This window comes from Streptomyces sp. Tu6071, assembly GCF_000213055.1.
GTDB classification, from domain to species: domain Bacteria; phylum Actinomycetota; class Actinomycetes; order Streptomycetales; family Streptomycetaceae; genus Streptomyces; species Streptomyces evansiae.
In genome coordinates this window covers 7,293,728-7,318,822 of sequence record NZ_CM001165.1, presented here as the reverse complement: position 1 = coordinate 7,318,822, position 25,095 = coordinate 7,293,728, and the positions used below count along the sequence as shown (strand labels likewise).

General features: G+C 74.1%; 24 protein-coding genes and 1 pseudogene. 10 read left to right on the top strand and 15 right to left on the bottom strand.

Features of this window, described 5'->3' with window-relative positions; genetic code table 11:
- Positions 1 to 15: 15 nt before the first annotated feature.
- Both STTU_RS31225 and STTU_RS31220 read right to left on the bottom strand, forming a co-directional pair.
- Positions 16 to 621, bottom strand: coding sequence for a DUF421 domain-containing protein (locus STTU_RS31225; protein ID WP_007830322.1), 606 nt, complete (start codon positions 619 to 621; stop codon positions 16 to 18).
- 102 nt (positions 622 to 723) lie between these two features.
- Positions 724 to 1,479 (bottom strand): AraC family transcriptional regulator, encoded by a 756-nt coding sequence (locus STTU_RS31220; RefSeq protein ID WP_007830320.1) that lies wholly within the window; start codon positions 1,477 to 1,479, stop codon positions 724 to 726.
- A gap of 83 nt (positions 1,480 to 1,562) precedes the next feature.
- Here STTU_RS31220 and STTU_RS31215 point away from each other — a divergent pair, with 83 nt between their 5' ends.
- The 4 genes and pseudogenes from STTU_RS31215 to STTU_RS31200 all read left to right on the top strand — a co-directional run bounded on the left by STTU_RS31215 (position 1,563) and on the right by STTU_RS31200 (position 5,360).
- Positions 1,563 to 2,339: a sulfite exporter TauE/SafE family protein gene (locus STTU_RS31215; RefSeq protein ID WP_007830318.1), complete on the top strand. Its 777-nt coding sequence runs from the start codon at positions 1,563 to 1,565 to the stop codon at positions 2,337 to 2,339.
- Positions 2,340 to 2,409: 70 nt separating this feature from the next.
- Entirely contained in the window at positions 2,410 to 2,802 is a 393-nt protein-coding gene (locus tag STTU_RS31210) for a PPOX class F420-dependent oxidoreductase (RefSeq protein ID WP_007830316.1), read from the top strand.
- 145 nt (positions 2,803 to 2,947) lie between these two features.
- Positions 2,948 to 3,440 (top strand): annotated as a pseudogene (locus STTU_RS31205) (MFS transporter); the annotation flags it as partial.
- Between the two features lie 264 nt (positions 3,441 to 3,704).
- Positions 3,705 to 5,360: a purine-cytosine permease family protein gene (locus STTU_RS31200; RefSeq protein WP_199785052.1), complete on the top strand. Its 1,656-nt coding sequence runs from the start codon at positions 3,705 to 3,707 to the stop codon at positions 5,358 to 5,360.
- Between the two features lie 68 nt (positions 5,361 to 5,428).
- Here STTU_RS31200 and STTU_RS31195 read toward each other — a convergent pair whose 3' ends face one another.
- From STTU_RS31195 to STTU_RS31185, 3 genes are read right to left on the bottom strand one after another with little or no spacing between them, the layout of a single operon-like run.
- Positions 5,429 to 5,884, bottom strand: a complete 456-nt coding sequence (locus tag STTU_RS31195) for a RidA family protein (RefSeq protein ID WP_043256893.1) — start codon at positions 5,882 to 5,884, stop codon at positions 5,429 to 5,431.
- Complete coding sequence (locus tag STTU_RS31190) at positions 5,881 to 7,008, bottom strand: mandelate racemase/muconate lactonizing enzyme family protein (RefSeq protein WP_007830306.1); 1,128 nt, start codon at positions 7,006 to 7,008, stop codon at positions 5,881 to 5,883. Before STTU_RS31190 ends, STTU_RS31195 begins: the two co-directional genes overlap by 4 nt.
- Before the next feature lie 60 nt (positions 7,009 to 7,068).
- Positions 7,069 to 7,869 carry a creatininase family protein gene (locus tag STTU_RS31185; RefSeq protein WP_007830304.1) on the bottom strand — a complete coding sequence of 267 codons (801 nt, stop codon included), beginning with the start codon at positions 7,867 to 7,869 and terminating at the stop codon, positions 7,069 to 7,071.
- 41 nt (positions 7,870 to 7,910) lie between these two features.
- On the opposite strand from STTU_RS31185, the gene STTU_RS31180 reads away from it, so the two are divergent.
- Positions 7,911 to 8,873 (top strand): ROK family protein, encoded by a 963-nt coding sequence (locus STTU_RS31180; RefSeq protein WP_234019348.1) that lies wholly within the window; start codon positions 7,911 to 7,913, stop codon positions 8,871 to 8,873.
- Positions 8,874 to 8,950: 77 nt separating this feature from the next.
- On the opposite strand, the gene STTU_RS31175 is transcribed toward STTU_RS31180, so the two are convergent.
- From STTU_RS31175 to STTU_RS31155, 5 genes are read right to left on the bottom strand one after another with little or no spacing between them, the layout of a single operon-like run.
- Positions 8,951 to 9,769 carry an ATP-binding cassette domain-containing protein gene (locus tag STTU_RS31175; protein WP_043256891.1) on the bottom strand — a complete coding sequence of 273 codons (819 nt, stop codon included), beginning with the start codon at positions 9,767 to 9,769 and terminating at the stop codon, positions 8,951 to 8,953.
- Positions 9,766 to 10,602 carry an ATP-binding cassette domain-containing protein gene (locus STTU_RS31170; protein WP_052862446.1) on the bottom strand — a complete coding sequence of 279 codons (837 nt, stop codon included), beginning with the start codon at positions 10,600 to 10,602 and terminating at the stop codon, positions 9,766 to 9,768. The genes STTU_RS31175 and STTU_RS31170 overlap by 4 nt, the downstream gene beginning before the upstream one ends.
- Positions 10,599 to 11,513: an ABC transporter permease gene (locus tag STTU_RS31165; protein WP_043256889.1), complete on the bottom strand. Its 915-nt coding sequence runs from the start codon at positions 11,511 to 11,513 to the stop codon at positions 10,599 to 10,601. The genes STTU_RS31170 and STTU_RS31165 overlap by 4 nt, the downstream gene beginning before the upstream one ends.
- On the bottom strand, positions 11,510 to 12,496 hold the full coding sequence (locus tag STTU_RS31160; protein ID WP_043256888.1) for an ABC transporter permease: 987 nt from the start codon (positions 12,494 to 12,496) through the stop codon (positions 11,510 to 11,512). Before STTU_RS31160 ends, STTU_RS31165 begins: the two co-directional genes overlap by 4 nt.
- The gene (locus STTU_RS31155) at positions 12,493 to 14,064 is read right to left on the bottom strand and encodes an ABC transporter substrate-binding protein (protein WP_007830290.1); all 1,572 of its coding nucleotides are present in this window, start codon (positions 14,062 to 14,064) and stop codon (positions 12,493 to 12,495) included. Before STTU_RS31155 ends, STTU_RS31160 begins: the two co-directional genes overlap by 4 nt.
- A gap of 54 nt (positions 14,065 to 14,118) precedes the next feature.
- Between STTU_RS31155 and STTU_RS31150 the strand changes: the two genes are divergently transcribed.
- From STTU_RS31150 to STTU_RS31140, 3 genes are all read left to right on the top strand, one after another.
- On the top strand, positions 14,119 to 14,952 hold the full coding sequence (locus STTU_RS31150) for a helix-turn-helix domain-containing protein (protein WP_234019347.1): 834 nt from the start codon (positions 14,119 to 14,121) through the stop codon (positions 14,950 to 14,952).
- Complete coding sequence (locus STTU_RS31145) at positions 14,949 to 15,989, top strand: serine hydrolase domain-containing protein (RefSeq protein ID WP_043256884.1); 1,041 nt, start codon at positions 14,949 to 14,951, stop codon at positions 15,987 to 15,989. The genes STTU_RS31150 and STTU_RS31145 overlap by 4 nt, the downstream gene beginning before the upstream one ends.
- 165 nt (positions 15,990 to 16,154) lie before the next feature.
- Complete coding sequence (locus STTU_RS31140; protein ID WP_007830287.1) at positions 16,155 to 16,400, top strand: DUF6296 family protein; 246 nt, start codon at positions 16,155 to 16,157, stop codon at positions 16,398 to 16,400.
- A gap of 146 nt (positions 16,401 to 16,546) precedes the next feature.
- On the opposite strand, the gene STTU_RS31135 is transcribed toward STTU_RS31140, so the two are convergent.
- The gene (locus tag STTU_RS31135) at positions 16,547 to 17,365 is read right to left on the bottom strand and encodes an endo alpha-1,4 polygalactosaminidase (RefSeq protein ID WP_007830286.1); all 819 of its coding nucleotides are present in this window, start codon (positions 17,363 to 17,365) and stop codon (positions 16,547 to 16,549) included.
- 109 nt (positions 17,366 to 17,474) lie between these two features.
- Here STTU_RS31135 and STTU_RS31130 point away from each other — a divergent pair, with 109 nt between their 5' ends.
- Positions 17,475 to 17,954, top strand: a complete 480-nt coding sequence (locus STTU_RS31130; RefSeq protein ID WP_007830284.1) for a VOC family protein — start codon at positions 17,475 to 17,477, stop codon at positions 17,952 to 17,954.
- Between the two features lie 52 nt (positions 17,955 to 18,006).
- Here the strand turns inward: STTU_RS31130 and STTU_RS31125 are convergent, their stop codons facing one another.
- The 3 genes from STTU_RS31125 to STTU_RS31115 all read right to left on the bottom strand — a co-directional run bounded on the left by STTU_RS31125 (position 18,007) and on the right by STTU_RS31115 (position 22,584).
- Complete coding sequence (locus STTU_RS31125) at positions 18,007 to 18,564, bottom strand: chloramphenicol phosphotransferase CPT family protein (RefSeq protein ID WP_007830282.1); 558 nt, start codon at positions 18,562 to 18,564, stop codon at positions 18,007 to 18,009.
- Positions 18,565 to 18,696: 132 nt separating this feature from the next.
- Complete coding sequence (locus tag STTU_RS31120; RefSeq protein WP_043257878.1) at positions 18,697 to 21,285, bottom strand: ATP-dependent Clp protease ATP-binding subunit; 2,589 nt, start codon at positions 21,283 to 21,285, stop codon at positions 18,697 to 18,699.
- Between the two features lie 393 nt (positions 21,286 to 21,678).
- Positions 21,679 to 22,584, bottom strand: coding sequence for a Gfo/Idh/MocA family protein (locus STTU_RS31115; RefSeq protein ID WP_007830279.1), 906 nt, complete (start codon positions 22,582 to 22,584; stop codon positions 21,679 to 21,681).
- A 160-nt stretch (positions 22,585 to 22,744) separates the two neighbouring features.
- Between STTU_RS31115 and STTU_RS31110 the strand changes: the two genes are divergently transcribed.
- Complete coding sequence (locus STTU_RS31110; RefSeq protein WP_007830277.1) at positions 22,745 to 24,607, top strand: glycoside hydrolase family 15 protein; 1,863 nt, start codon at positions 22,745 to 22,747, stop codon at positions 24,605 to 24,607.
- Positions 24,608 to 24,694: 87 nt separating this feature from the next.
- On the opposite strand, the gene STTU_RS31105 is transcribed toward STTU_RS31110, so the two are convergent.
- Positions 24,695 to 25,069 (bottom strand): DoxX family protein, encoded by a 375-nt coding sequence (locus tag STTU_RS31105; protein WP_007830275.1) that lies wholly within the window; start codon positions 25,067 to 25,069, stop codon positions 24,695 to 24,697.
- Between the last annotated feature and the right edge of the window lie 26 nt (positions 25,070 to 25,095).

Below are 25,095 nucleotides of genomic sequence, written 5' to 3'. Positions count from 1 at the left end.
CGTTCCCCGAGGCCCTCACGAGTCGTTGCCGTGTCCGCCCGTGGATTCCGGACGGGTCCCGGCCACCTCGGCGCGCAGCAGCTCCTCGATCGCCGTCAGCCGCTTCTCCAGGCGTGCGACGTCGGCGCGCGTCGGGGCTCCCGCGGACTGCTTCAGCACGACGAGGAGCTGGCCGTCGGGCTCCAGACGTGCCGAGGCGACGTCACTGATCCCTTCCCCGTTCTGCACCCGGACGGCATGCTCGATCTCCGAGGGGCGCACGGCCAGCCGCCGGACGGCGCCCGTCATGACGGAGCCGTTCTCGACCACCGTCGTCGACGTTCCCTCAAGGACACGGGCGATGCGAGGGCTCGCCACGGTCAGCCGGTTCATGAGCGCGTTGACGGCGACGAGGGTGGCGGCGCCGACGAGGCCGCCCAGGAGACTGTCGTCCGCTCCGATGACGGCGTTCTGCACCACGTTGGAGAGAAGGAAGACCACGACGAAGTCGAAGGTGTTGAGGCTGGCCAGACCGCGTTTCCCGCTGAGCCGGAAGAGGACCACCATCGCGGCGTACACGAGGACGGTCCGCAGGATCTTCTCCGCGATGGGGAGCTGAATCGTCAGCATGTCGTGCCACACAGCCACTCCTCACAAGGCGAATGCCAACATAACGCCCGTCTTGTCACCAGGGAGGCTTCGTCCCTGGTGTGGAGCGGACGAAATACCGGCGCCTCCCCTTGGTCAGCCCAGTTTCGACGGCGGGGCCCCGAAGGCGCGGGTGAAGGCGGCGGTGAAGGCCGCGGGAGAGGAGTAGCCGAGGCGGGCGGCGACCGCGGTGACGCTGTGGGCGGGCAGGAGTGGGAGGGCGGCAAGGAGACGGGCGCGGGCCCGCCAGGTGGCGGGACTTGTGCCGGTGAGCGCGTGGAAGCGGCGGTCGAAGGTGCGCGGGCTCATCGCCGCCGCGCGGGCCCAGTCCGTGTTCGTCAGCGCGGCGTCGGGGGCGGCGAGGTAGGAGCGGCACAGGGCGCGGAAGGGTTCCTCGCGCGGGAGCGACACGGCGAACGGGGCCGGGGCGGTGCGGCGCAGTTCGTGCAGGAGGAGCCCGATGAGCGCGCCGTCGCGCCCGGCGGTGTCGTAGTCGGCGCCCAAGTCGTTCGCCGCGCGCAGGAGTTCGCGGAGCAGCGCGCCGACCTCGATCACGGTGCAGGACGTGGGCCACCAGGGGACGGCGTCCGGCTCGATGTACAGGCTCCAGGTGGTGACGCCCCGCATGCGGACCTCGTGCGGGGTCCCCGGCGGGATGCACACGGCGCGGTCGACGGGGACGGTCCAGGCACCCTCCTCGGTCTCCAGGCGCATGACGCCGGAGGCCCCGTGGAGGAGCTGGGCCCTGCGGTGGGTGTGCCGGGCGAGGAGGTGGTCCGGCGGGTAGTCGGTGCCGAGCGGGAGGACGTCGACCGGGAGGTGGTCGAGAGCGTCGAGGGGGACGTTGCGCACCCGGCCAGGGTATGGCGAAGTCGCGAAGAAAGTCGCCCGGCCTGCGATTGCCCGCCATCTGCCGGGTGCGATGTGCTCGGAGGGTGTCCGTACTCGTACTTCTTCTGCTCGGTCTCGGCGTCGGTGTCACCACCGCGCTGTTCGGTTTCGGTGGGGGCTTCGTGACGGTCCCGGTGATCACGGTGGTGGACGCCGGGCTCGGCGGTGACGCCGTGCGCGTGGCGACGGCGACGTCCGCGCTGGTCATGCTGGTCAACGCGCTCGTCGCGACGCTCGCCGCCCCGCCGCGGGCGCTACGCGGCCGGTGGGCGCTGCTCGTGCTGCTCGGCGTGGGCGGGGCGCTCGGGGCGGTCGCCGGGCGGTTCGCGCCGGGGCCCGTGCTGCGCTGGGGCTTCGTGGCGTACGTGGGGGTCACGGTCGTGGACCTGCTGGCGCGGCCCGGCTTCCTGCGTCCCGCCCGCACGGTGGCGGGGCGGCGGCAGGCGCTGCCGACCGGTGTGGGGCTGCCGATCGGTGCCATCGCCTCGTTCCTGGGTGTCGGCGGCAGCGTGATGACGGTGCCGCTGCTGCGCCGGGCGGGCGCCTCGATGCCGGTGGCGGCGGCGCTCGCCAATCCGCTCACGCTCGCGATCGTCGCGCCCGCGCTGTGCGTCTCGCTCCTGGTGCGCGGAAGCACGCCCGCGGGGGCGGGGCTCGTCGGGGCGGTGGACATCGTGGCGGCGCTGTCGCTGCTGGCCGGTTCGACGGTGGTCGTGGTGCTGCTGCGCCGTCGCCCGCCGCGGGTCCCGGACGCGCTCCACGCGGGGGCGTACGTGGCGCTGCTCGTCGCGGCCGGGGCCGTGGTCGCCACTACCGGCTGACCGCTCCTCGGCGGGAGCGCCCGCACCGTAGAGTCGTCCCTCTACGAGCCCCGAACGAGGAGGGTGGCGCATGAGCGTTCCCGCTGAGCTGGCCGCCGCGAAGTACGTCAGTCTCGTCACGTACCGCAGGAGCGGTGTGGCCGTCGCGACGCCCGTGTGGCTCGCCGTGGACGGCGAGCGGCTCGTGGCGTGGAGCGACGCGCACGCGGGCAAGGTGAAGCGGTTGCGGCACACGAGCCGCGTGAGCGTACGGGCCTGCGACGTGCGGGGGCGGATCGCGGCGGGCGCGGGCACGTACGAGGGGACGGGCCGGGTCCTGGACGAGGCGGAGGGCCGGGCGGCGCGGCGGGCGCTCGCGCGCAAGTACGTGCTCGTGCGGCTCACCGATCTCATGCGGCGGGTGGTGCCGCGCACGAACAGGCCGGGCGTCGCGCTCGCGGTGGAGTTCCCGGCGGGGGTGTAGGGGCCTGGTGCGGGCGACGCCTGCGGGGCCTCGGCGTGGGCGTGGTCTCAGGGTTCGAGGACGACGCGGTAGATGTCGTCGCGGCGCAGCAGGGAGGCGAGGAGCAGGCCCGCGGGTCCGCCGCCGACGGGGCCGACGGTGGCGCGTGCTGGTCCTCGGGGTCGCCGGTGCCGTCGCGCTGACCTCGCCCGCGTTTGTGGCTGCTCGTGTGCGTGGCGCTTGTCTTCGGCACGGCGGACGCGCTGTTCGTGCCGGCCGTGGGCGCGCTGCCGCCCCGCCTGACCCGGCCCGAGCAGTTCGCGCGGGTCATCGGGATGCGCTCGCTCGCGATGCGGCTGAGCCAGATCGCGGCGCCACCGCTCGCGGGACTCGCACTCGGGCTCGGCGGGCTGCCCGTGGCCTTCGCCGCGGCGGGGGTGCTCTTCGCGGGCTCGCTGCCCCTGCTGTTCTCACTGCGGATACGTCCCCCGGCGGCGCCGACCGGGGCTCGCGCCGAACCCGGCAGTCTGCGCGCCGAGTTGCTCGACGGGCTGCGCTACATCCGCCGGCACCCGCTCGTCAGACCGCTGGTCCTCGCGCTCGCGCTGTGCGAACTCGGGCTCAGCTCGACGCTCAACGTCGGCCTCCTGCTCCTCAGCCCCGCGGCGCGGCGCGCCAGGCTTCCGCGCGCGGCGCCGAGGACGACACCGGCTCCCCCGGGAAGAGCCTCGGCCGGGTAGCGGTCCCGGTCGGCAGCCCTGCGTTGTACACGTTCCTGACGGGGCGCGACTCTCCTGCGGGGAAGGCGGAATCCGCTGTGAGCTGTACGTAACGCCCCGTTCACCGTCCGCGCGAATCCGGGGAAACACGCCGTCCCTAGCCTCCTCGTGCCCGGCATCACCACCGTCCCCTGGGAGGCATGCATGAGCACGACGCAGTCACGGCCGTCCGCCGCGACCGAGCCGGAGCCCGACGGCGCACCGCAGGGGGGCGGGGCGGTCAAGGAGACGCTGGAGGACTACACGCTCCGCTTCGCCCCGCGCTCGTACCGCCGTTGGACCCCCATGGTCGTGGCGACGACGGCGCTCGGCGGCATCGCCTACATGGCGGACTTCTCGATCGGCGCGGGGATCGGGCTCAGCCACGGCACGGGGAACGCGCTGCTCGCGATCGGCGTCGCGGCCGTTCTCATCTTCGTGACGGGTTTCCCGCTCGCGTACTACGGGGCGCGCTACAACCTCGACCTGGACCTCATCACCCGTGGTGCGGGCTTCGGTTACTTCGGCTCGGTCCTCACGAGTGTGATCTTCGCGAGCTTCACGTTCATCTTCTTCGCGCTCGAAGGCTCGATCATGGCGCAGGGCCTCAAACTGGGGCTCCATCTACCCTTGTGGATTGGGTACTTGGTGTCGACGTTCATGGTGATCCCGCTCGTGGTCTACGGGATGAAGGCGCTCAGCAAGCTCCAGGTGTGGACGACGCCCGTGTGGCTCCTGCTCATGGTGGGCCCGCTCGTCTACGTCGTCGCCGAGGACCCCGGCACGGTGGACCGCTTCCTCGCGTACGCGGGCACCTCGGGGGACGGCGGGATCAACACCGCCTCGGTGCTGCTCGGCGCGGGCGTGTGCCTCTCGCTCATCGCGCAGATCGGCGAGCAGATCGACTACCTGCGCTTCATGCCGCCGCGCACGGACAAGAACCGGCGCGCGTGGTGGACGGCGGTCGTCATGGCCGGTCCGGGCTGGGTCGTGCTGGGGGCGCTCAAGCAGGCGATCGGCGTGTTCCTCGCCGTGTACATCCTCTCCGGCGTGGGGCCGGCCGCCGCGACCGAGCCGATCCAGCAGTTCCGGGGCGCGTTCGACGCGATGATGCCGTCCTGGCTCGTGGTGCCGCTCGCCGTCGTCCTCGTCGTGATCAGCCAGATCAAGATCAATGTGACGAACGCGTACTCGGGCTCGCTCGCGTGGACGAACTCCTTCACACGGGTGACCCGCCACTACCCGGGCCGCATGGTCTTCGTCCTCGTCAACCTCGGTTTCGCGCTCGCGCTGATGGAGGCCGACATGTTCAGCTTCCTCAACGACATCCTGAGCTTCTACTCGAACTGCGCGATCGCGTGGGTCGTGACGGTCGCGACCGACATCATGGTCAACAAGTACGTGCTGAAACTCTCCCCGCTCCAGCCGGAGTTCCGGCGCGGGATGCTCTACGCGGTCAACCCGGTCGGCGTCGTCTCCTTCGTCGCGGCCTCGGGCCTGTCGATCGCGATGTACTTCCACGCGCTCGGCGACACGGTCCAGCCCTACTCGCCGGTCGCCGCCGTCGTCATCGCATTCGTCCTCACCCCTGTCATGGCCCTGATGACACGCGGGAAGTACTACCTGCGGCGCACGGACGACGGCATCGCGGAGCCGCTCCTGGACGAGAGCGGCAACCCGAGCGCGAGCCCCTATACGTGCCACGTGTGCGCGCAGGAGTACGAGCGCCCCGATGTCACCGCCTGTGTCACGCACGAGGCACACGTGTGCTCGCTGTGCCTGAGCACGGACCGGAGCGGGGAGCACGTGCTGCCGGTGTGAGACCTGGCCGGGGTACGGGGCGGCGCGCGGCCGGTTGGCGCGGCCCCGTCCCGTACCCCCGGCGGTGCTCAGTCCTCCGTGCGCCGCAGCGCCACGACGTCGATCTCGACGAGGATGTCCATGAGGTCCGAGCCGACCGTCGTGCGGACCGGGAGCGGGCCGCCCGCGGCCTCGAAGGCGGTGCGGTAGGCGGCGTCGAAGCCCGCGAAGTCGCGGCGAAGGTGCTGGAGATGGACCGTCGACTTGACGACGTCGGCGAGGGAGAGCCCGTCGGCCGCGAGGACGGCGGCGAGGTTCGCGAGCACCTGTGCGGTCTGCGCCCCGATCCCCTCGGGAACCGCGCCGCTCGCGGGGTCCTGCGGGCCGAGCCCCGAGGTGTACACGTACGGACCCGCCGCGAGGCCCTGGCTGTAGGCGCCCGCGGGCGGGGGCGCCGCTTCGGTGCGCAGGGCGTGACGGGTGGCGCCCTCGGTGGCCTCGGTGGTCGTGTCGGTGGTGGTGTCGGTGGTGGTGTCGGTGCTCATCGGGTCAGGTCCCCTTCCTTCGCGTTGACCTCGGCGTAGTGGTGGAGCTTGTCCTCGTCGACGGTGACGCCGAGCCCGGGACCGGTGGGGACCGTGAGGCTGCCCCCGCGCAGGGTCAGCGGCTCGATGATGTCGTCCGCGTGCAGGTAGTACATGGAGTCGATGGCGCGCGAGAGGACCGGGGTGCTCGCGACGACGGCGAGGTGCGCGGCCGTCGCGATGCCGAGTTCGCCGCCGCTGTGCAGGTTCATGCCGAGCCCGAAGGTCTCGCAGTGCGCGGCGAGGGCCTTGGTCGCGGCGATGCCGCCCCACTTGTAGACGTCTCCGTGCACGACGTCCACGGCACCGAGCCGCACGGCCGGCGCGAACTCCTCGAAGCGCACGAGGCACATGTTGGTGCACAGCGGAATGCGGACCTTGGCGCGCACCTGGCTCATGCCCTCGATGCCGACGCAGGGGTCCTCAAGGTACTCCAGGTCGAGTTCCTCCAGGGCTATCCCGGCGCGGATCGAGTCCGGGACGGACCAGGCGGCGTTGGGGTCCACGCGCAGGTCGATCGCGGGGAGTTCGGCGCGCAGGGCGCGCAGGATCGCGACGTCTCCCGCGACGTCGGTGGTGCCCTTGAGCTTGACGGCGCGGAAGCCGCCCTCGGCGACGACCTTCGCGGTGTGCTCGGCGAGCGCGCCCGGCAGGTCGGCGCCGGTGACGCCGGGCGCGTCGGCGCGCGTGATGAGCGCGGTGAGGGGGACCTCGGTGCGCACGGGGCCGCCGAGCAGGTCGGTGACGGACTGCCCCGTCGCCTTGCCCATGGCGTCCCAGCAGGCGACGTCGAGCGCGGCGAGCGCCGCGTAGCCGAGGTAGCCGTGGAAGAAGGGCACCATGTGCTGCTTGCGGTGGAAGGCTTCGAGCGCGAAGGGGCTCGTGCCGATCAGGTCCTCGGCGAGGACGCGTACGAGCGCGGCGACGGGCTGCCCCCACATCGTCTCGCCCCAGCCCTCGACGCCGCTGTCGGTGCGGATGCGGACGACGGTGCGGGTCTCGCCCGTCTTCGTCTCGAAGGAGGAGGTGAAGGGGTTGAGGAGGGGGAGGTTGACGACGTGGACGTCGACGCCGGTGATCTTCATGGGGTTCCTCGCTGAGTGGTGGTACGGGTGGTACGGGTGGTGCGGGGGGTACGGGGCGGCTCAGCCCGTGCCCTGGCCGGTCTCGGTCCCTGTCGCGCGGTCGAAGGCGAGGACGGCCCCGGCGAGGGCGCGGGCCCGCGCGTCGAGGAGCGCGGCCCCCCGCTCCGCCTGGGCGCCGGAGGCGTCGTCCGTGCTGCCGCCGACGCGTTCCCACTCGCCGTGCCGCTCGGTGGTGAGTCCCGGGTAGGGGGGCCGGTCGAAGAGCGGGGGCGGGTCCACGGGCTCGCGGGCGGGGACGGGGGTACGGACCAGTCCGGGGTGTGCGGCGAGCATGAGCGAGGTCTCGTACCAGCCGGCGTGTCCCGGGACGAGCGCGGCGTGCTCCGCGTCCGCGGCGGCTTCGCCGAGGGACCAGTAGGAGCAGGCGGCGGCCGTGACCTCGGCGCGCAGCGCGAAGCGCTTGACGGCGAGGCGCATGATCTCGTCATTGCCGCCGTGCCCGTTGACGACGAGTACCCTGCGGTGCCCGGTCGCCGCGAGCGAGTCGAGGATCTCGTCGAGCACGAGGCCGAGGGTGTGCGCGGAGAGGGTGAGGGCCGCGGCGAAGAGGTGGTGGGGGCTGTGCCCGTACGGGAGTGTGGGCAGCCGTACGACGTGCGGGACCCGCTCGCCCTCCGCCGCGCGTCCGGCGAGGTGGGCGAGGGCACGCTCCGTGACGGCCTCGGCGAGGAGGGTGTCGGTGCCGAGGGGGAGGTGTGCGGCGTGTTGTTCCTGCGAGCCGATGGGCAGCAGGGCGATGGCGTCGGGGGCGGCCTCGCGGGTCTCGCGCCAGGTGGTCTCGGTCAGGTACCGGTGGCTCACGCGGCTGTCACCCCGGTGGTGCGGCGTGGCAGAGTCGGCGTATGGCGCATGAACGTACTCCTTTGCGGTTGGTGCCGTCCCCGGCCCGCGCGAGCGGCGACGACGGTGGGGCGGCGGGCCCCGGCGCGCTGGGCGCTGTCGAGGTGCTGCCGGGGCGGGTGCGGGCGGCGCTGCTGAGCGGTGCGGGAGTGGTGCGGGAGCGGGCCGACGCGGTCTTCGACCCGGCGGCGGGCGCGGGGGCGGTGGACGCGGCGCTCGCCGAGGTGGCGGGGCTGCTCGCGGCGGGTGCCCCGCTCGGGGTCGGGGTCGCCGCCGCCGGGGTGGTGGACCCGGTCGCGGGGCTCGTCGTGGAGGTGAACGAGGCGCCCGCGCTGCGCGGCTACCCGGTGGCGCGGCGCCTGGAGGCGCTGGTGGGGGCCCCGGTGCGCGTCGAGCACCGGGCGAGGGTGCAGGTGCTCGGCGACCGCTGGTTCGGGCCGGGGCGCGGGCGGCGCTCCTTCGCCTCGGTGTCGACGGGCGAGGTGCTCGGCGTCGGCATCCTGTACGCGGGCGAGGTACTGGCCCCGCCCGGCGGGCGCAGCGGCGCGCACATGACGGTCTCGGCGAGCGGGCGCCGGTGCACGTGCGGGCGGCGGGGGTGCTGGAAGACGGTCGCGACGACGCGGTGGCTGCGCGAGCGGGCGCGGGCGCTGGGGCTCGGCGGCGACGTGACGCTCGGGGCACTCGTCGCCGCACCGGGCGAGGAGGCCGCGCGGCTCGTCGGCGAGTACGCGGAGAACCTGGTGCTCGGACTCGCGACGGTGCAGCAGCTCTTCGCCTGCGGTCTGTTCGTGCTGCACGGGGAGGCCCGCGAGGGCGGTGAGCGGTTCCGGGCGCTGGTCGAGGAGCGGCTGCGCGCCGACGTGCTCGGCGGGGGCGAGCCGGTGCGGGTCGTGGTGAGCGAGGCGGCGGTGGACGACGTCGCGCTGCTCGGGGCGGCGGGGCTCGTGCTCTCGGGACGCTGAGGCGGGCTGCCGCGCGGCTCGGCCCCGTACCGCTGAGGGCGTCGGACCGCCCCGTACGCCCTCCGTGGCGCGCGCCCTCATGCGGCCCTCCGGCGGCGACGGCGCGGGTCGGGGACCGGGACCGCGTCCAGGAGGGCGCGGGTGTACTCGTGGGCGGGGTGGGCGAAGACGTCGGCGGCCGTGCCGGTCTCGACGATGCGGCCCGCGCGCATGACGGCGACGCGGTCGGAGATCTGCCGGACGACGGCGAGGTTGTGCGAGACGAAGAGGTACGTGAGGCCGAGGCGCTGTTGCAGGTCGGCGAGGAGGTCGAGGACGCGGGCCTGCACGGAGACGTCGAGGGCGCTCGTGGGTTCGTCGAGGACGACGAGGCGGGGTTCCAGTGCGAGGGCGCGGGCGATCGAGACGCGCTGGCGCTGGCCGCCGGAGAACTCGTGCGGGTAGCGGTCGAGGACGGTGGGGTCGAGTCCCACCGCGTCGAGGAGTTCGGCGACGCGGGCGCGGCGACGCGCCCGGCCGCCCCTGCCCCGGAAGTCGGGGTCGTGCGTCACGAGGGGTTCGGCGACGATGTCGGCGACCCGCAGGCGCGGGTTCATGCTGGAGTACGGGTCCTGGAGGACGACCTGGAGCTGGCGGCGGAAGCGGCGCAGCGCGGCGTGGTCGAGGCCGTGCAGATCGGTGCCGTCGAAGTGGACGGTCCCGGCCGTGGGTTCGGTGAGGCGGAGGAGGAGCCGGGTCAGCGTCGTCTTGCCGCAGCCCGACTCGCCGACGAGGGCCAGCGTCTCGCCCTCGTGGACCGTGAGGTCGACGCCGTCGACGGCGATGCTCGGCGGACGCCCGGGGAACTCCTTGCGCAGGCCGCGCAGTTCGAGGAGCGGGGTGGCGGTCGCGGTCATGCGGCGGGCTCCAGTCGTGGCGTCGCGTCGAGGAGGGCGCGGGTGTACGGGTGGGCGGGGCGGGCGAAGACCTGCTCGACGTCGCCGCTCTCGACGACCTCGCCGTGGCGCATGACGACGACGCGGTCGGCGGTCTCGGCGACGACTCCCAGGTCGTGCGTGATGAGGACGACGGCCATGCCGTGGCGCTCCCGCAGGTCCGTGAGGAGGTCGAGGATCTGGCGCTGCACCGTGACGTCGAGCGCGGTGGTGGGTTCGTCGGCGATGAGGACGCGGGGGCGGGCGACGAGCGCGGAGGCGATCATGACGCGCTGGCGCAGGCCGCCGGAGAGTTCGTGGGGGTACTGGCGGTAGCGGCGCTCGGGGTCGGGGATGCCGACGTCGGCGAGGGCCTCGAGCGCGGCGGTGCGGGCCTCCTGGCGGCTGTGGCCGCCGTGCAGGCGCAGGACCTCGCTCACCTGGTGGCCGCAGCGCTGGAGCGGGTCGAGGCTCGTCATGGGGTCCTGGAAGACCATGGAGATGTCGCTGCCGCGCAGGCGGCGCAAGGCGCGTTCGGGGCGGTGGAGGATGTCGACGCCGTCGAGGAGGACTTCGCCGCGCGGGTAGACGCAGGGCGGTTCGGGGTTGAGGCGCAGGGCCGCGAGCGCGGTGGCGGACTTGCCGCTCCCGGACTCGCCGACGACGGCGAGGGTCTCGCCCGCGTGGACGGCGAGGTTCACGCCGCGTACGGCGTGGACGGTGTGGGACTCCAGGCGGAAGTCGACGTGGAGGTCCCGGATCTGGAGGACGGGTGTCGTGGTGCCCGGGGTCTGCGGGGCGGGGGTGTCGGTCATCGGCGGTACGCCTTCGGGTCCGCGACGTCGCGCAGGGCGTCGCCGGTGATGTTGACGGCGAGGGAGGTGAGCATGAGGGCGATGCCCGGGAAGACGGCGACCCACCACGAGGTGCCGAGGTAGAGCTGCCCGTCGGCGAGCATCGCGCCCCAGGTGACGGTCTCCTTGGGGACGCCGAGGCCGAGGTAGCTCAGGGACGCCTCGGCGACGATGGCGGCGGCGATGTGCAGCGTGCCGATGGTCGCGAGGGGCGCCATGACGTTGGGCAGGAGGTGGCGGCGCATGATCGCCGGGTGCCGTACGCCGATCGCGTGCGCCTCGGTGACGAAGTCGCGGGTGCGCAGGGACAGCACCTCGGAGCGCACCACGCGGGCGTAGGAGACCCAGCCCGTGATGCCGAGGACGAGGATCACGTACCAGAGCCCGGAGCCGACGAAGCCGACGACGGCGAGGGCGAGGAGGATCGCCGGGAAGGCGAGCTGGACGTCGGCGAGGCGCATGAGGAGGCGGTCGGTCCAGCCGCCGAAGTACCCGGCGGCGAGGCCCGCGAGGGTGCCGAGGACACCGGCGAGGAGGGCGGCGCCCGCGCCGACCATGAGCGAGACGCGTGTGCCGTAGACGACGCGGGAGAGCAGGTCGCGGCCGAGCTGGTCGGTGCCGAGGAGGTGCGCGGAGCTGCCGCCGTGCTGCCAGGCGGGCGGCTTGAGGCGTGCGAGGAGGTCCTGCGCGTTGGGATCGGCGGGCGCGATGAGCGGGGCGAACACGGCGCAGACGAGGACGAGGAGCAGGAAGGCGAGGGCGGCGACGGCGAGCTTGTTGCGCAGCAGGGAGCGTACGGCGGCGGCGCGGGTGCTCGCGGGCGCGGGCGGGGCCGCGGGCTCGGCGGCGGGGGGTGCGGTGGTCGTGGTCATGCGCGGGTCCTCACCCTCGGGTCGAGGAGGCTGTAGGAGAGGTCGACGAGGAGGTTGACGACGACGAAGGTCGCGGCGAAGAGCAGGATCGTGGCCTGGACGAGGGGGAAGTCGCGGTTGGAGATGGCCTCGACGGTGAGGCGGCCGACGCCGGGCCAGGAGAAGACCTGTTCGGTGAGGATGGCGCCGCCGAGGAGGCTGCCGACCTCCAGTCCGACGACGGTGACGACGGGCAGCGAGGCGTTGCGCAGCCCGTGCGTGAGGACGGTCCGTACGGGGCCGAGGCCCCGGGCGCGGGCGGTGCGGATGTGGTCGGAGGCGAGGACGTCGACGAGCGAGGAGCGCAGCAGCCGGGCGACGACGGCGACGGAGTAGACGGCGAGCGTCACCGAGGGCAGGACGAGGTGCGCGAAGCTCCCGTACCCGGAGGCGGGCAGGGCGTGCAGGCCGACGGCGAAGACGAGGACGAGGAGGATGCCGACCCAGAAGGGCGGCGTCGACTGGCCGAGGAGGACGCCCGTCATGACGGAGCGGTCGGTGGCGCGGCCCCGGCGCATCGCGGCGATGGTCCCGGCGGGGAGGGCGACGACGAGGGTGACGACGAGGGCGCCCGCCGCGAGGAGAAGGGTCGCGGGGATGCGGTCGGCGAGCACGGTGCGGACGGGCTGGTTGTAGAAGAGCGAGTCGCCGAAGTCGAGACGCGGCAGGCCCCACAAGTAGTCGAGGTACTGCGTGAGGAGCGGGCGGTCGAGGCCGAGGCTGTGCCGCAGGACGTGTTCCTGCTGGGTGGTCGCGTCCGGCGGCAGGAGGACCTTGACGGGGTCTCCGGAGAGACGGACGAGGAAGAAGGCGACGGTCGCCGTGCAGAGCAGGACGAGGAGCGCGGTGCCGATGCGGAGGGCGAGGGTGCGCAGGATGTGCCCGGAGCGGCCGGGCCGCTTCACCGTCGCGGGTGCCGGGGTGGGGGCGAGGGTGGCGCTCATCGGGTGACCTCCGCGCTGGCCATGTCGAGGACTCCGGCGGCGCCGGGGGTCCAGCGGGGGCGGTTGTTGCGGGCGTAGATGTTGTCGATCTGGTACAGGGACACGAAGGGCGCCTCCGTCTTGACGAGTTCCTGGAGGCGGCTGAAGGCGCGGCGGCGCGTGGCCGGTTCGACGGAGAGTTCCTCGGAGTCCACGAGGGCGTCGGCGCGCTTGTCGTGCCAGCGGCTCTGGCGGCGGTCGGAGCGGACGTTGGACTGGAGCATGCTCTCGCCGTCGAGGGTCCACACGGTGGAGGCGGCGAGGTAGAGCGGGCCGAGCGCGCCGTGGTTGTCGGAGGTGAGGCGCTGGGCGTAGGTGCCGGGGTCGAGGAGGTTGACCCGGGCGTGCACCCCGGCGCGGGCGAGGAGCCCGGAGAGGGCCTCTGCGACGTTGGCGTCGACGTTGGAGGCGGTGAGGGTGGTGTGGAAGCCGTGCGGGTGCCCGGCCTCGGCGAGGAGGTCCTTGGCGCGGCCGACGGAGCGGGTGTACGGGGCGAGGGAGTCGTCGAAGCCGAAGGCGCCGCGCGGGATCATCGCGGGCACCTCCTGCGCCTTGCCGCCGAGTACGGCCTTGATGAGGAGGGGCACGTCGACGGCGTGGTTGAGGGCCTGGCGCACCCGGCGGTCGCGCAGCGGTCCGTCCGTGAGGGTGTCGAGCGAGAGGTAGGAGGTGCGGATTCCGGTGTGGTGGTCGAGGTGGACGCCGGGGTAGCCGTCGAGTTGCTGGGCGGCGTCGGGGGTGAGGCCGCTGACGAGGTCCACCTCGCCGCTCTGGAGCGCGGCGAGCGCCGAGGAGGCGTTGGGGGCCGGGGTGAAGACGAGTTCGTCCGGTCCCGGGCGGCCCCGCCAGTGGTGGGGGAAGGCGCGCAGCCGCAGTTCGTGGTCGCGCTGCCAGTGGGCGAAGGTGAACGGCCCGGTGCCGACGGGGTGGTTGGCGAAGCCGTCGTCGCCGACCTTCGCGAGGTAGCGGGGCGGGACGACGACGCCGCCGAAGAGCGACACCTTGTCCGGGAGGATCGGGTCGTGCACGGAGGTGTGGACGTCGACGGTGTGCGCGTCCACGACGGTGACGCCGTCGACGTACCGCAGTTCCACGATGGGGGACTTGGTGGCGGGGTCGAGGAGCCGGTCGAGGCTGAACTTGACGGCTTTCGCGTCGCACGCCTCACCGTTGTGGAAGCGGACCCCGGGGCGCAGCGTGAAGCGCCAGACCTTCGGCGAGACCGCCTTCCAGGTGAGGGCGAGTCCGGGTCCCAGCTTGTTGTCGCGGCCCCGGACGGTGAGCGTGTCGAAGACGTTGACGAGGACGTTCATCGACGTCATGTCGCCCTGCTTCTGCGGGTCCATCGTCTTCGGGTCGCCGGTCTGGGAGACGCGAAGGACGTTGCCCGCGTGCGTGGCGGGCTCGGTGCCGCAGCCGGTGAGGAGCCCCGTCGCGGCGAGCGCGGGGACGGCCGCTCCGCCGTAGCGCAGCACGGTGCGGCGCGACGGACGGGGCCCGTGTGGCGCACCCCGAGGTATTCGTTCCATTGAGCAACACACCCGTTCCGGCAGATGGAATGCAGTGCGGGTAAGCTAAACCCCATGGGGAAAACGGTCAACAGTCCTTCGCAGGCAGCGGCCCTCGTGGCCCCCGACGTTTCGCCAGGTACGGGCCTTGTCGCCGGTCCTGCGGACAGGACCGCTCCGGGTCCGGTGGACAAGGCGATGGAGGTCCTGTCGGCGCTCGTCGCGACGGGCGCGCCGCACCGGCTCGCCGAGCTGTCACGGCGTACGGGGCTCGCGAAGCCCACCGTGCACCGGCTGTTGCGCTCGCTCGCCGCCGCGGGCTTCGCCGAGGCCGCCGAGGGCGGCAGCTACCGGCCGGGCCCGCGCCTGCTCGGCCTCGCCGCGGCGGTGCTCGCCGAGGAGCCCGTCCTGCGCCACGTCCGCCCGGTCCTCGACGAACTCCACGCCCGTACGGGGTTGTTCGCCTCGTACGCGGTGCGCGACCGGGAGTGGCTGGTGCACGTCGAGGTGAGCGCGCCCGGTACGGGGCTCGCGCTCGGGCCGCGGCCGGGCGAGCGCGAGCGGCTCACGGCGGGCGCCGGGGGCCTGCTCGTACGGGCCCTGGGCGAGGCCGCCGGGACCGAGGACGAGGACGCGGAGGCGCTCGCCGGGGCGGCCCGCGACGGCTGGACCCTCGACCCGGCCGACCCCGGTGCCGCGCGGCGCGCGCTGGCCGTCGCCGTGCACGGCCCGGACGGTGTGCTCGCGGGCGTCCTCGTCCTCAGCGGGCCGCTGTTCACCTTCGACGACACGGCCGCCGGGATGTACGCGCCGCTCGCGCTCTCGGCCGCGCGCAGCATCGAGGCCGGGCTCGCGGCGGAGGCCCCGCCACGCCTGGGACTCGTCGAGGCGGAGGGCGAGGAACGATGAGCGACGTGCGTACGGAGACGGGCGCGGCGCGGCGCGCGCTGCTCGCCGAGGGGCGGGAGCGCGGCCTGTACTCGGGCGCCGCGTGGGCCGTCTCGACGCCGGACGGGGGCGTGGACCGGGGGTGGCTCGGGACCCGGGCCTGGGACGGCCCCGCGCTCGACGGCACGGACCTGTGGGACCTCGCCTCCGTGACGAAACCCGTCGTCGGGCTCGTCGTCATGGCACTCGCCGAACGCGGCGCGCTCGCGCTCGAAGCACCCCTCGCCACCTACCTGCCCCGCTACCGCGACACCCCGCTCGCGCCCCTGACCGTCGCGGCGCTGCTCACCCACACCTCGGGGCTCCCCGGCCAGGTGCCGATGTACCGCACGCACCCGACCCGCGAGGCGCTGCTCGACGGGCTCGCCCGGCTGCCGCTGAGCGGCCCGCCCGGGGAGCGCGTCACGTACTCCTCGCAGGGCTTCATGCTTCTCGGGCTGCTCGCAGAGGCGGCGGGCGGCGCGGGGCTCGACGCGCTCGTGGACCGGTACGTGGCCACGCCGCTCGGGCTGCGCGGGACGGGGTTCGGGCCCGTGCCGCCGGAGCGCGCGGTGGCGACCGAGGAGTGCCCGTGGCGGGGGCGCGTGGTGCGCGGCGAGGTCCACGACGAGAACGCCGTCGTGCTCGGCGGCGTCGCGGGGCACGCCGGGCTGTTCGCCCCGCTCGCCGACGTCGAAAGGCTCGCCCGCTCGCTCGCCGACGGGGCACCCGGACTGCTGCGCCCCGAGACGTACGCGCGCATGACGGCGCCGCACACGGACGGGCTCAACCTGCGCCGGGCGCTCGCCTGGCAGGGGCAGGACCCCGGCGACGCCTCGCCCGTCGGCGGCTCGTTCGGCCCCGGCGCGTACGGGCACACGGGTTTCACGGGGACGAGCCTGTGGATCGACCCGGCGACGAGGCGGTACGCGGTCCTGCTCACCAACCGCGTGCACCCCTCGCGCGAGGAGCGGGGCTTCGGGCCGCTGCGCAGGGAGTTCCACGGGCTGGGGTGGTGAGGCTCCGCCCCGGAGTGCGCCCCTGAAGCTCGGGTGGCGCGCCCCCGGACGCCCCGGGGGTGCGCCCCCGAACGGCGCACCTCCGCACGCCCCCGCCGGACCGCTGCCCGCATCATGCAGGGGGCAGCCGGTGCCCGCGATCCCTCCCGCAGGACGGAGCCTGTCATGCAGCCCGAGCGCTACGAGCTGATCTTCGACGCCGCCGAGATCGTGGGCGAGCCGGGCGGCGGCCCGGCGGCCGTGACAGTGATCCGTACGCAGCAGACGGGCCCGAGCGGCGCCCCGCTCTACCGCGACGAGACGGGGATCGTGCAGGCGGAGATCAACCCCGAGGGCGAGATCAGGATGCTCCCGACGAGTACGCACCAGTCGCCGAGCACCCCGCGCAGCGTGACACCGCTGCCGGACTGACGACGGCCCGCGCGCACCGGGCGGCGTCCCACCCGGCGTCCCCGCGCGGGCGGCCGGCGCGACGCGACCGGAGGCGCCTCCGGGACGGGGCGGTCGGTGGGGCTTCCCGGCGCCGGGCGCCTGTGGGACACCGCGCGCGTACCGCCTCAGGAGGCGGGGCACACCGCCCGTACGTACCCCTTCTCGCCGCGCGGGACGAGGTCCAGGTCGCGCAGCACGACCGCGGGGCGCAGCTTCGGCACCGCGCACGCCGCGCGCAGTCCCTCGCGGGTGTACTCGATGTCGAGGACGTGCCCGTCGAAGGCGCGCAGGTACGTCCCGCACTCCTCGTACGCGCCGCACTCCTCGGTGACGGCGAAGTCGAGGCCGACCTTCTCGCGCCGGGAGGCCAGCTCGGCGGTGTTCTTCTGGGCGATGGCGAGGCCGTGGCGGTGGGCGGTGCGGGCGAGGAGGGTGAGGTAGGCGGTGGCGTCGGCGGCCTTGAGGAGTCCGTGGGAGCGCGTGTAGCTGTCGTAGTTGTCGGGTTCGACGGCCTGGAAGCCGTGCCGGGCGCAGCCCGCGATCAGGTCGCCGACGCGGTCGGCGGCGCGCTTCCTGCGGTCCGGGGTGCGCAGGTCGATGAGCTGCTCGTCCCAGTCGCGGTCGATGACGGCCTTGCCGCGCGCGTCGCGCAGGAGGAGGTCGGCCGGCCAGTCGGCGGTCCGTCCCGGCTGGGCCTGGAACGCGTTGACGTAGCAGACGTTGTAGTGCCCGGTGGCGGGCTTCGCCGCGTGGTCGCGGACGACGATCCGGGCTCCGGCGGGGGGCGGGTAGGAGCCGCCGAGCTGGTAGTCGACGCCTTCGTGGCGGGGCGGGAGGCGCGGTGCCGGGGTCGCGGAGCGGGACGCGGAGGGCGCGGGGTCCGTGCCGCACGCGGCGAGGAGCAGGACGGCGAGCAGGAGGCCGGGCAGGCGGAACGAGAACACCCCGGGAGCCTACGCGGGCCGGGATGCGATGAGTTCCGGTCGGTGGGACGGTCGTAGCTGGTGAGGACGTGCGGAACGGCCGTGCGCCCCGGCCGAGGAGGGCAATCCCATGCCGCACGTCATCCCGAGTCTGTGGTTCGACAGCGAGGCGCTGGAGGCCGCCCAGTACTACGTCTCCGTCTTCCCCAATTCGCGGATCGACCGCGTGACCCACTACCAGGAGGGCGGTCACCGCCCCGCGGGCTCCGTCCTCACGGTCGACTTCACCCTCGACGGGACCCGGCACAACGCGCTCAACGGCGGTCCCGAGTTCCACTTCACCGAGGCCGTCTCGCTCGTCGTGGAGTGCGCCGACCAGGCCGAGATCGACCACTACTGGGACGCGCTGAGCCTCGGCGGCTCCGAGGGCCCGTGCGGCTGGCTCAAGGACCGGTGGGGCCTGTCCTGGCAGATCGTCCCCCTCCCCTTCCTCGACCTCATCGCGGGCCCGGACCAGGAGCGCGCCGCGCGCGCGATGGCCGCCATGATGAAGATGGGCAAGCTCGACCTCGCGACGCTCATGGCGGCGGCGGACGGCGAGGCGAACTAGGGCCCGCTCCGCTCTCTCCCCCCTGCGCCCCATGGCGCGGGTCGCTGGTTCTTCACGCGCCCAGCGTCCGCAGCACCTCGCGGGCGCACGTCGCGGGGTCGTGGTGTGTCGTGTCCGCCTCGGTGTCGTAGCGCACGCCTTCGTGCACCAGAAGGGCCTGACGTGCCGCCATGCCCGGCACCCGGTCCGGCCGTCCGGCCTCGCGCGCCGCGGCGACGGCGGGCGCGCAGCGCACGCCGACCCAGGCGGTGCGCAGCCCGGTGAGCGCGTCCGCCCAGCGGGCCTGCGAGGCGGGGCCGCCGAGGAAGACGTCGTCCACCAGGACGCGGGTCCCGGCCCGCGCGGTCGCCGCGACGCCCGCCCTCCAGGCGGCCTCGACGCGGCGGAAGGTCTCCCCCGGGCGCACCGAGCCGTCGCCCGCGAGAACGATCCCCTCGCCCGTCCCGCCCGCGCCGTCCTCGCGGAGCGCGGCGGGGAGCGCCGCGACGAGGTCGTCCACGGCGCACAGCAGCCAGGGCTCGGGAAGCAGGAGGTCCTGGAGGGCGCGCGCGAGGCTCGTGGTGCCGGAGCTGGAGCCGCCGTTGAGGACGAGGACATCGTAAGGAAGCACGCGCGCAGAGTACGGGACACGGGCCCGCACACAGGACACGTGCCACGTGCGCGACCTGACGGCTGCAGACACACGCCGTACGGGACGCGCGCCGCGTGCGGACGGACCCGTCCGCGCGCGGCGCGCGTGCGGTCAGTCCGCGGCCGGTTCCGTGCGCGTCCCCTTGCCCGTCTCGGTCTCCGTGCGGAAGACGAGGCGGGGCGCGCCCTCCTCCGCGTCCACGACCAGGGCCGTGTTCTCGGGGAGTTCGCCGCGCAGGAGTTTGCGCGAGAGTTCGTTGGTGACCTCGCGCTGGATGGTGCGGCGCAGGGGGCGCGCCCCGTACTCGGGCTGGTAGCCGTGGTGGGCGATCCAGGCGACGGCGGCGGGCGTGAAGGTGACCTCGACGCCCTGGGCGCGCAGTCCGCGCCGCGTCTCGTCGAGCAACAGGTCGGTGATCTCGCGCAGTTGGGTGTCGTCGAGCTGGCGGAAGATGACGATCTCATCGATGCGATTGAGGAATTCGGGCCGGAAGTGCTCGCGCAGGGGGCGCAGGACGCGTTCCCTGCGGTCCTCCTCGTCGCTCTCGGTGTCGTTGCTGCCGAAGCCGAGCCGGCCCTTGCTCGTGATCGCCTCGGAGCCGAGGTTGCTCGTCATGACGATGACGGTGTTGGTGAAGTTGACGGTGCGGCCCTGGGCGTCGGTGAGGCGGCCGTCGTCGAGCACCTGGAGGAGGATGTTGAAGACGTCGGGGTGCGCCTTCTCGATCTCGTCGAGGAGGAGCAGCGAGTACGGGTTGCGGCGCACCGCCTCGGTGAGCTGCCCGGCCTCCTCGTGGCCGACGTATCCGGGGGGTGCCCCGACGAGCCGGGAGACGGTGTGGCGTTCCTGGTACTCGCTCATGTCGAGCCGCACCATGCGGTCCTCGCTGCCGAAGAGCGCCTCGGCGAGCGTGCGGGCGAGCTCGGTCTTGCCGACGCCCGTGGGGCCGAGGAAGAGGAAGCTGCCGATGGGCCGGTCGCCGGTCGAGAGCCCGGCGCGCGAGCGCAGGACGGCGTCGGCGACGGCGGTCACGGCCTCGTCCTGGCCGATGACCCGGGCGTGGAGGTGCTCCTCCAGGCCGAGCAGGCGCTCCTTCTCCTCCTGCGTGAGCGAGCTGACGGGGATGCCGGTCTGGCGCGAGACGACTCCGGCGATGTCGTCGATCGTGACCTCGGCGATCGTGTCCTTGTTGGGGTGCGGGTCGCCGCTGGACTCGATGCGCCGCTCCAGCTCGCCGAGCTTGTCGCGCAATTCGGTGGCGCGTTCGTACTGCTCGGCGGCGACGGCCTGGTCCTTGTCGCGGCGCAGTTGCTCGGCCTCGCGCTGGAGGGCGCGCACATCGGTGCCGCGGGTCGAGGAGCGCATGCGGACGCGGGCGCCCGCCTGGTCGATGAGGTCGATCGCCTTGTCCGGCAGGAAGCGGTCGGTGAGGTAGCGGTCGGAGAGCTCGACGGCCGCGACGAGGGCCTCGTCGGTGTAGCGGACCTGGTGGTGGGCCTCGTAGCGGTCGCGCAGGCCGCGCAGGATCTCGATGGCGTCCGCGGGGCTCGGCTCGGGCACGAGGATGGGCTGGAAGCGGCGGGCGAGGGCCGCGTCCTTCTCGATGTAGCGGCGGTACTCCTCCAGCGTCGTGGCCCCGATGACGTGGAGTTCGCCGCGGGCGAGCGCGGGCTTGAGCATGTTGCTCGCGTCCATCGAGCCGCCGCCCTCGCCGCCCCCTCCGCCGCCCGCGCCGACGACGGTGTGGAGTTCGTCGATGAAGACGATCACCTCGTCGGAGTGCTCGCGGATCTCGTCGACGAGGCCGGTGAGGCGTTCCTCGAAGTCGCCCCGGTAGCGGGTGCCCGCGACGAGGGCCGACAGGTTGAGCTGGACGACGCGGCGGTCCGCGAGGATGTCGGGCACGTCGCCGTCGGCCATGCGCTGGGCGAGCCCCTCGACGACGGCGGTCTTGCCGACCCCGGCCTCGCCGATGAGGACCGGGTTGTTCTTGCCGCGCCTGGCGAGGACCTCGACGGTCTGCTCGATCTCGTTCTCGCGGCCGATGACGGGGTCGATCCGGCCCTGGCGGGCGGCCTCGGTGAGGTCCGTGCCGTACGTGTCGAGCGTGGGCGTCCTGCTGTTCCCGCCGGGCCTGGCGCCGGGCGCGGGGCCCCGCTCGCCGTTGCCCCACGCGCCGCCCTGGTGCTCGCCCTGCGCGGGTCCGGGGCCCCCGGGCGAGAAGCGGGCGGCGTCGAGGATGCGGCCGGCGGTGGCGTCCTTGTTGGCGGCGAGGGCCGCGAGGAGGTGCTCGGGGCCGATGTAGGAGGAGCCGGAGGCGCGGGCGATCTCGTGCGAGTCCATGAGCGCGCGCTTGACGGCGGGGCTCACGGCGATGGAGCTGCGGGCCGGACCGCGCTCGGCGTGCTCGTCGATCTCGGCGCCCACCTGGTCCGGGTCCACTCCGGCCTGGGCGAGGAGTTCCCGCGTGGGCTCGGCGGCGACGGCGGCGCGCAGCAGGTGCTCGGTGCCGAGGTCGCTGCTGCCGTTCTGGGCGGCGTAGTTGGCGGCCTGCTGGACGAGCTGGCGGGTGGGCTCGCTCATGAGCCGCGCGAAGTCGTAGTAGCGCGGCTGGCGCCGCCCCTGGGACGGACTGCCGCCGCCGAAGAAACGTGCGAGGAATTCCCCGAGGGGGTCCTGTCCGTAGTCCTCTGGTCCCATGTACGAGCTCATCTTCGCCACCCGTCAGCGCCGGCGGCCGGGCCGGTGCGGTCGTGCTGGTCAGGTACGCACCCACGGGTTCCCTGCGGGCCCCGGCGTCACACCTGACCCGTCGCGGGACGGGCCGGGTCGTACGGGTGCCCCGGGCGGGGGCGGGCGGTTCGGCGAGGGGCGCGGGATGCACTCGTACGGAGGACCGCCGGACGGTCGTACGAGCCGATGAACCGACAAGTCGACACGCGGAGGGCCCGTGCGGGGCGGGGCGATCGGTCCAGGCCGGTTCTCCCGCCCACGGCGCGGGCCCTCACGGCGGAGACGGCAGACCGAGCCGCCTGCGCGGGGGGCCCGCTCCAGGGGCGGGCCGCCTGAGCGGTGCGCCCCCGGAGCGCTCTCCTACTCCCCCGCCGCCCTCAGCTGCTCCTCCGCCTCCGCCAGGAGCTCCGTCAGCCGGGCGCCGAAGCGCACGTCGCACGCGTGCGGGGTCTTCGTGTCGATCGCCGTCAGCAGCGCGTCGATCGCGGCGGTGAAGGAGGTGACGGAGGTGTCGCGGCCCTCGGGGAGGCTCGCGACGCCCTCGGTGCCCCGGAAGGTGACCGAGACGCCCGCGGCTGCCTTGGGGGCGCTCAGGGTCAGGGCCGCCGAGCTGGTGGCGCCCGAGGTGTGGCGCAGGATCAGGTGGGTCAGGTCCGGTGCGCCGCGTACGGCCGTGATCGCCTCGACGTCGCCGAGGACGGCGAACAGCACCGACAGGGCGTGCGGGCCCACGTCCCACAGGCCGCCCTTCTCGCGGCGCCACGGCGATTCGGGGCTCGGGTCCGCGTCGCTGCCGTACAGGCCGCCGAACCACTCCGCGCGCCCGGTGATCCAGCCGTCCCGCCCGGCGAGCTCCGCGAGCCACTCGGCGGACGCCGGGGCGAAGCGCATGGTCGTGAAGACGACCGAGGAGACGCCCGCGCCCGTGGCGGCGTCGGCGAGGGCGCGGGCCGTCGCGACATCCGTGGCGACGGGCTTGTCGAGGAGGAGGTGGCGGCCCGCCTCGGCGGCACGCGTCGCAAGCGGGGCCTGGACGTCCGGCGGGAGGGCGAAGGCGAGGGCGTCGCTCGCTTCGAGGAGTTCCGCGAAACCGTCCTCGCCGCTGTGGGCGGGGACGCCGTGCGTGGCGGCGAGTGCGGCGGCGGCCTCGGGCCTGCGGCCCCAAACCCCGGTGAAGGCGACCCCGGGGTGCGCGGCGAGCGCGGGGGCATGGGTGCGCTCGGCCCAGGAACCGGAGCCGACGAGGCCGATGCGTTGGGTGCTCATGGGAGCAGTCTGCCCCCGCGCCACCCGCCCTGACCAGGGGTCCCGGTGAGTGCCGGGGCGTCCTGCGCGTGCGGACGGGGGCGCGGGCCCTGACACTGGCCGTGCGGACCGGCCGGGGCCGCGCCCCCCCTTCCCGGCCCGAGCCACGGGAGGCCGGACGATGGCGGAGCAGGAGCGGCACGGCGCGTACCCGCCGATCGCGGAGCACGGCCTCATCGGTGATCTGCGCACGGCGGCGCTCGTCGCGGTGGACGGGAGCGTCGACTGGTTCTGTGCCCCGCGCTTCGACTCGCCGAGCGTCTTCGGCGCGCTGCTCGACGCGCGCGAGGGCGGGCGCTGGCGGATCGCCCCGGTGGCGGACGGCGAGGCGACGTACCACCAGTTCTACTTCCCGGACACGAACATCCTCGTGACGCGGATGCTCACCGAGGACGGCATCGTCGAGGTGCAGGACTTCATGCCGCTGCTGCGGCCGAAGGACGAGGCGCACCGGCAGCGGCTCGTGCGGCGCGTGGTGTGCGTGCGGGGGCGGATGCCGATGCGTATGGGGATCGCGCCGCGCATGGACTACGGGCGGGCCCCGCACGAGGCCCGCGCCACGGCGTACGGGGCCGAGTTCACGGGCCCGGCGGGGGCGCTCGCGCTGCGCACGCGGGTCCCGTTGCGTGTCGAGGGGCGGGACGCGCACGGCGAGTTCACGCTCTCGGCCGGGGAGTCGGCCGCGTTCGTGCTGGAGGACGCGCGCGAGGACACGGGTGGGACGTCGGCGGCCGAGGTCGAGGAGTTGTTTCTCGGCACGGTCGCGTACTGGCGCGGCTGGCTCTCCCGTTCGGGGTACGCGGGCCGCTGGCGCGAGCGCGTGCACCGCTCCGTGCTGACCCTCAAGCTGCTCACGCACGAGCCGAGCGGCGCGGTGATCGCCGCGCCGACGCTCGGCCTGCCGGAGCGGGTCGGCGGGGAACGGAACTGGGACTACCGGTACGTGTGGATCAGGGACGCGGCGTTCTCGCTGTACGCGCTGCTGCGGCTCGGCTTCACGGAGGAGGCGGACGCCTTCACGGGCTGGCTGACGCGGCTGCTGCGCAAGGCGTGCGTGAGCGGCGAGGGCGGGCCGCTGCGCGCGCTGTACACGATCGACGGCGAGGCGGTGCGCGAGGAGGTCGTGCTCGACCACTGGGAGGGGTACCGGGGCTCGGCGCCGTGCCGGGTCGGGAACGGCGCGAAGGATCAGCTCCAGCTCGACATCTTCGGCGAACTCATCGACTCCGTCTACCTGTTCAACAAGTACGGCAAGGGCATCTCGTACGAGGCGTGGACCGACCTGTGCACGCTCCTCGACTGGCTGCTCGACCACTGGGACCAGCCGGACGAGAGCATCTGGGAGACCCGTGCCGGGCGCCAGCGCCACACCTACTCGCGGCTCATGTGCTGGGTCGCGGTGGAGCGGATGGTGCGGGTGGCGCGGCAGCGGGGGCTGCCGGGGGACCTGGGGCGGTGGATGGCGACGCGGGACACGATGTACCGGCAGATCATCGCGGAGGGCTGGGACGAGGAGGCGGGGACGTTCACGCAGCGGCTGCGACCCGGTGACTGCGCGGAGGCGGAGGAGGCGGTGGGCGGGGACGCGGTGGTGGACGCGGCGCTGCTCCTCATGCCGATGGTGAAGTTCCTCTCCCCCACCGATCCGCGCTTCCTCGGCACGGTGGAGGCGATCCGCCGCGACCTCGTCGCGGACAGCCTCGTCTTCCGCTACGACCCGAGGCTCTCGCCGGACGGCCTGGAGGGCGCCGAGGGCACGTTCTCGATCTGCTCGTTCTGGTGGGTGGAGGCGCTGACGCGGACGGGGGACGTGGAGGGCGCGCGGCTCGCGCTGGAGAAGATGTTCACGTACGCGAACCATGTCGGCCTGTACGCGGAGCAGATCGGGCCCACGGGCGAGCAACTGGGCAATTTCCCGCAGGCGTTCACGCACCTCGCGCTCATCAGCGCGGCGGTCAACCTGGACCGGCAGCTCGGGGGCTGAGCGCCGGGGCGGGGGTACCGGAGGGTGCGGGCGGCGGCGGTCGGGTGTGCCCGTCGGCGGCCGGTGCGCGTCAGCGGCCCGTGCGCGTCAGCGGCCCGTGCGGGCGGAGAGGCGCAACGCCCAGCCGATGAGCGGGGCCTGGAGCGGGACGCGGGCCCAGGCGGCGGCGCGGTAGGGCGTGGGCCTGTCGTCCCAGTCGCGTGCCATGCGGATGTTCGCCGGGAGGACGGCGAGGAAGAGCCCGGCGGCGGCGAGCGCGCCCCGGGAGCGGGTCGCGGGGACGGCGACGGCCGCGCCGACCGCGCACTCGGCGACGCCGCTGAGCCGGGTCCAGGTGCGCGGGGAGCCGGGCAGGTTGCGCGGGACGATCGCGTCGAAGGGGGCGGGGCGCGCGAAGTGCAGGGCACCGGCGCCGATGAGGAGACCGGCGAGGAGGGTGGCGGAGGTGTCGGGGCGGGACATCGGGGGGCTCCTCTGGGTGGGGTGTG

Coding starts and splice junctions, on each gene's coding strand:
- STTU_RS31140 (WP_007830287.1), top strand. CDS start 16,155: ATGCAGCCCGAGCGCTACGAGCTGATCTTCGACGCCGCCGAGATCGTG.
- STTU_RS31200 (WP_199785052.1), top strand. CDS start 3,705: ATGAGCACGACGCAGTCACGGCCGTCCGCCGCGACCGAGCCGGAGCCC.
- STTU_RS31210 (WP_007830316.1), top strand. CDS start 2,410: ATGAGCGTTCCCGCTGAGCTGGCCGCCGCGAAGTACGTCAGTCTCGTC.
- STTU_RS31105 (WP_007830275.1), bottom strand. CDS start 25,069: ATGTCCCGCCCCGACACCTCCGCCACCCTCCTCGCCGGTCTCCTCATC.
- STTU_RS31190 (WP_007830306.1), bottom strand. CDS start 7,008: ATGAAGATCACCGGCGTCGACGTCCACGTCGTCAACCTCCCCCTCCTC.
- STTU_RS31145 (WP_043256884.1), top strand. CDS start 14,949: ATGAGCGACGTGCGTACGGAGACGGGCGCGGCGCGGCGCGCGCTGCTC.
- STTU_RS31130 (WP_007830284.1), top strand. CDS start 17,475: ATGCCGCACGTCATCCCGAGTCTGTGGTTCGACAGCGAGGCGCTGGAG.
- STTU_RS31165 (WP_043256889.1), bottom strand. CDS start 11,513: ATGACCACGACCACCGCACCCCCCGCCGCCGAGCCCGCGGCCCCGCCC.
- STTU_RS31155 (WP_007830290.1), bottom strand. CDS start 14,064: ATGGAACGAATACCTCGGGGTGCGCCACACGGGCCCCGTCCGTCGCGC.
- STTU_RS31150 (WP_234019347.1), top strand. CDS start 14,119: ATGGGGAAAACGGTCAACAGTCCTTCGCAGGCAGCGGCCCTCGTGGCC.
- STTU_RS31180 (WP_234019348.1), top strand. CDS start 7,911: ATGGCGCATGAACGTACTCCTTTGCGGTTGGTGCCGTCCCCGGCCCGC.
- STTU_RS31160 (WP_043256888.1), bottom strand. CDS start 12,496: ATGAGCGCCACCCTCGCCCCCACCCCGGCACCCGCGACGGTGAAGCGG.
- STTU_RS31110 (WP_007830277.1), top strand. CDS start 22,745: ATGGCGGAGCAGGAGCGGCACGGCGCGTACCCGCCGATCGCGGAGCAC.
- STTU_RS31175 (WP_043256891.1), bottom strand. CDS start 9,769: ATGACCGCGACCGCCACCCCGCTCCTCGAACTGCGCGGCCTGCGCAAG.
- STTU_RS31115 (WP_007830279.1), bottom strand. CDS start 22,584: ATGAGCACCCAACGCATCGGCCTCGTCGGCTCCGGTTCCTGGGCCGAG.
- STTU_RS31195 (WP_043256893.1), bottom strand. CDS start 5,884: ATGAGCACCGACACCACCACCGACACCACCACCGACACGACCACCGAG.
- STTU_RS31120 (WP_043257878.1), bottom strand. CDS start 21,285: ATGGGACCAGAGGACTACGGACAGGACCCCCTCGGGGAATTCCTCGCA.
- STTU_RS31170 (WP_052862446.1), bottom strand. CDS start 10,602: ATGACCGACACCCCCGCCCCGCAGACCCCGGGCACCACGACACCCGTC.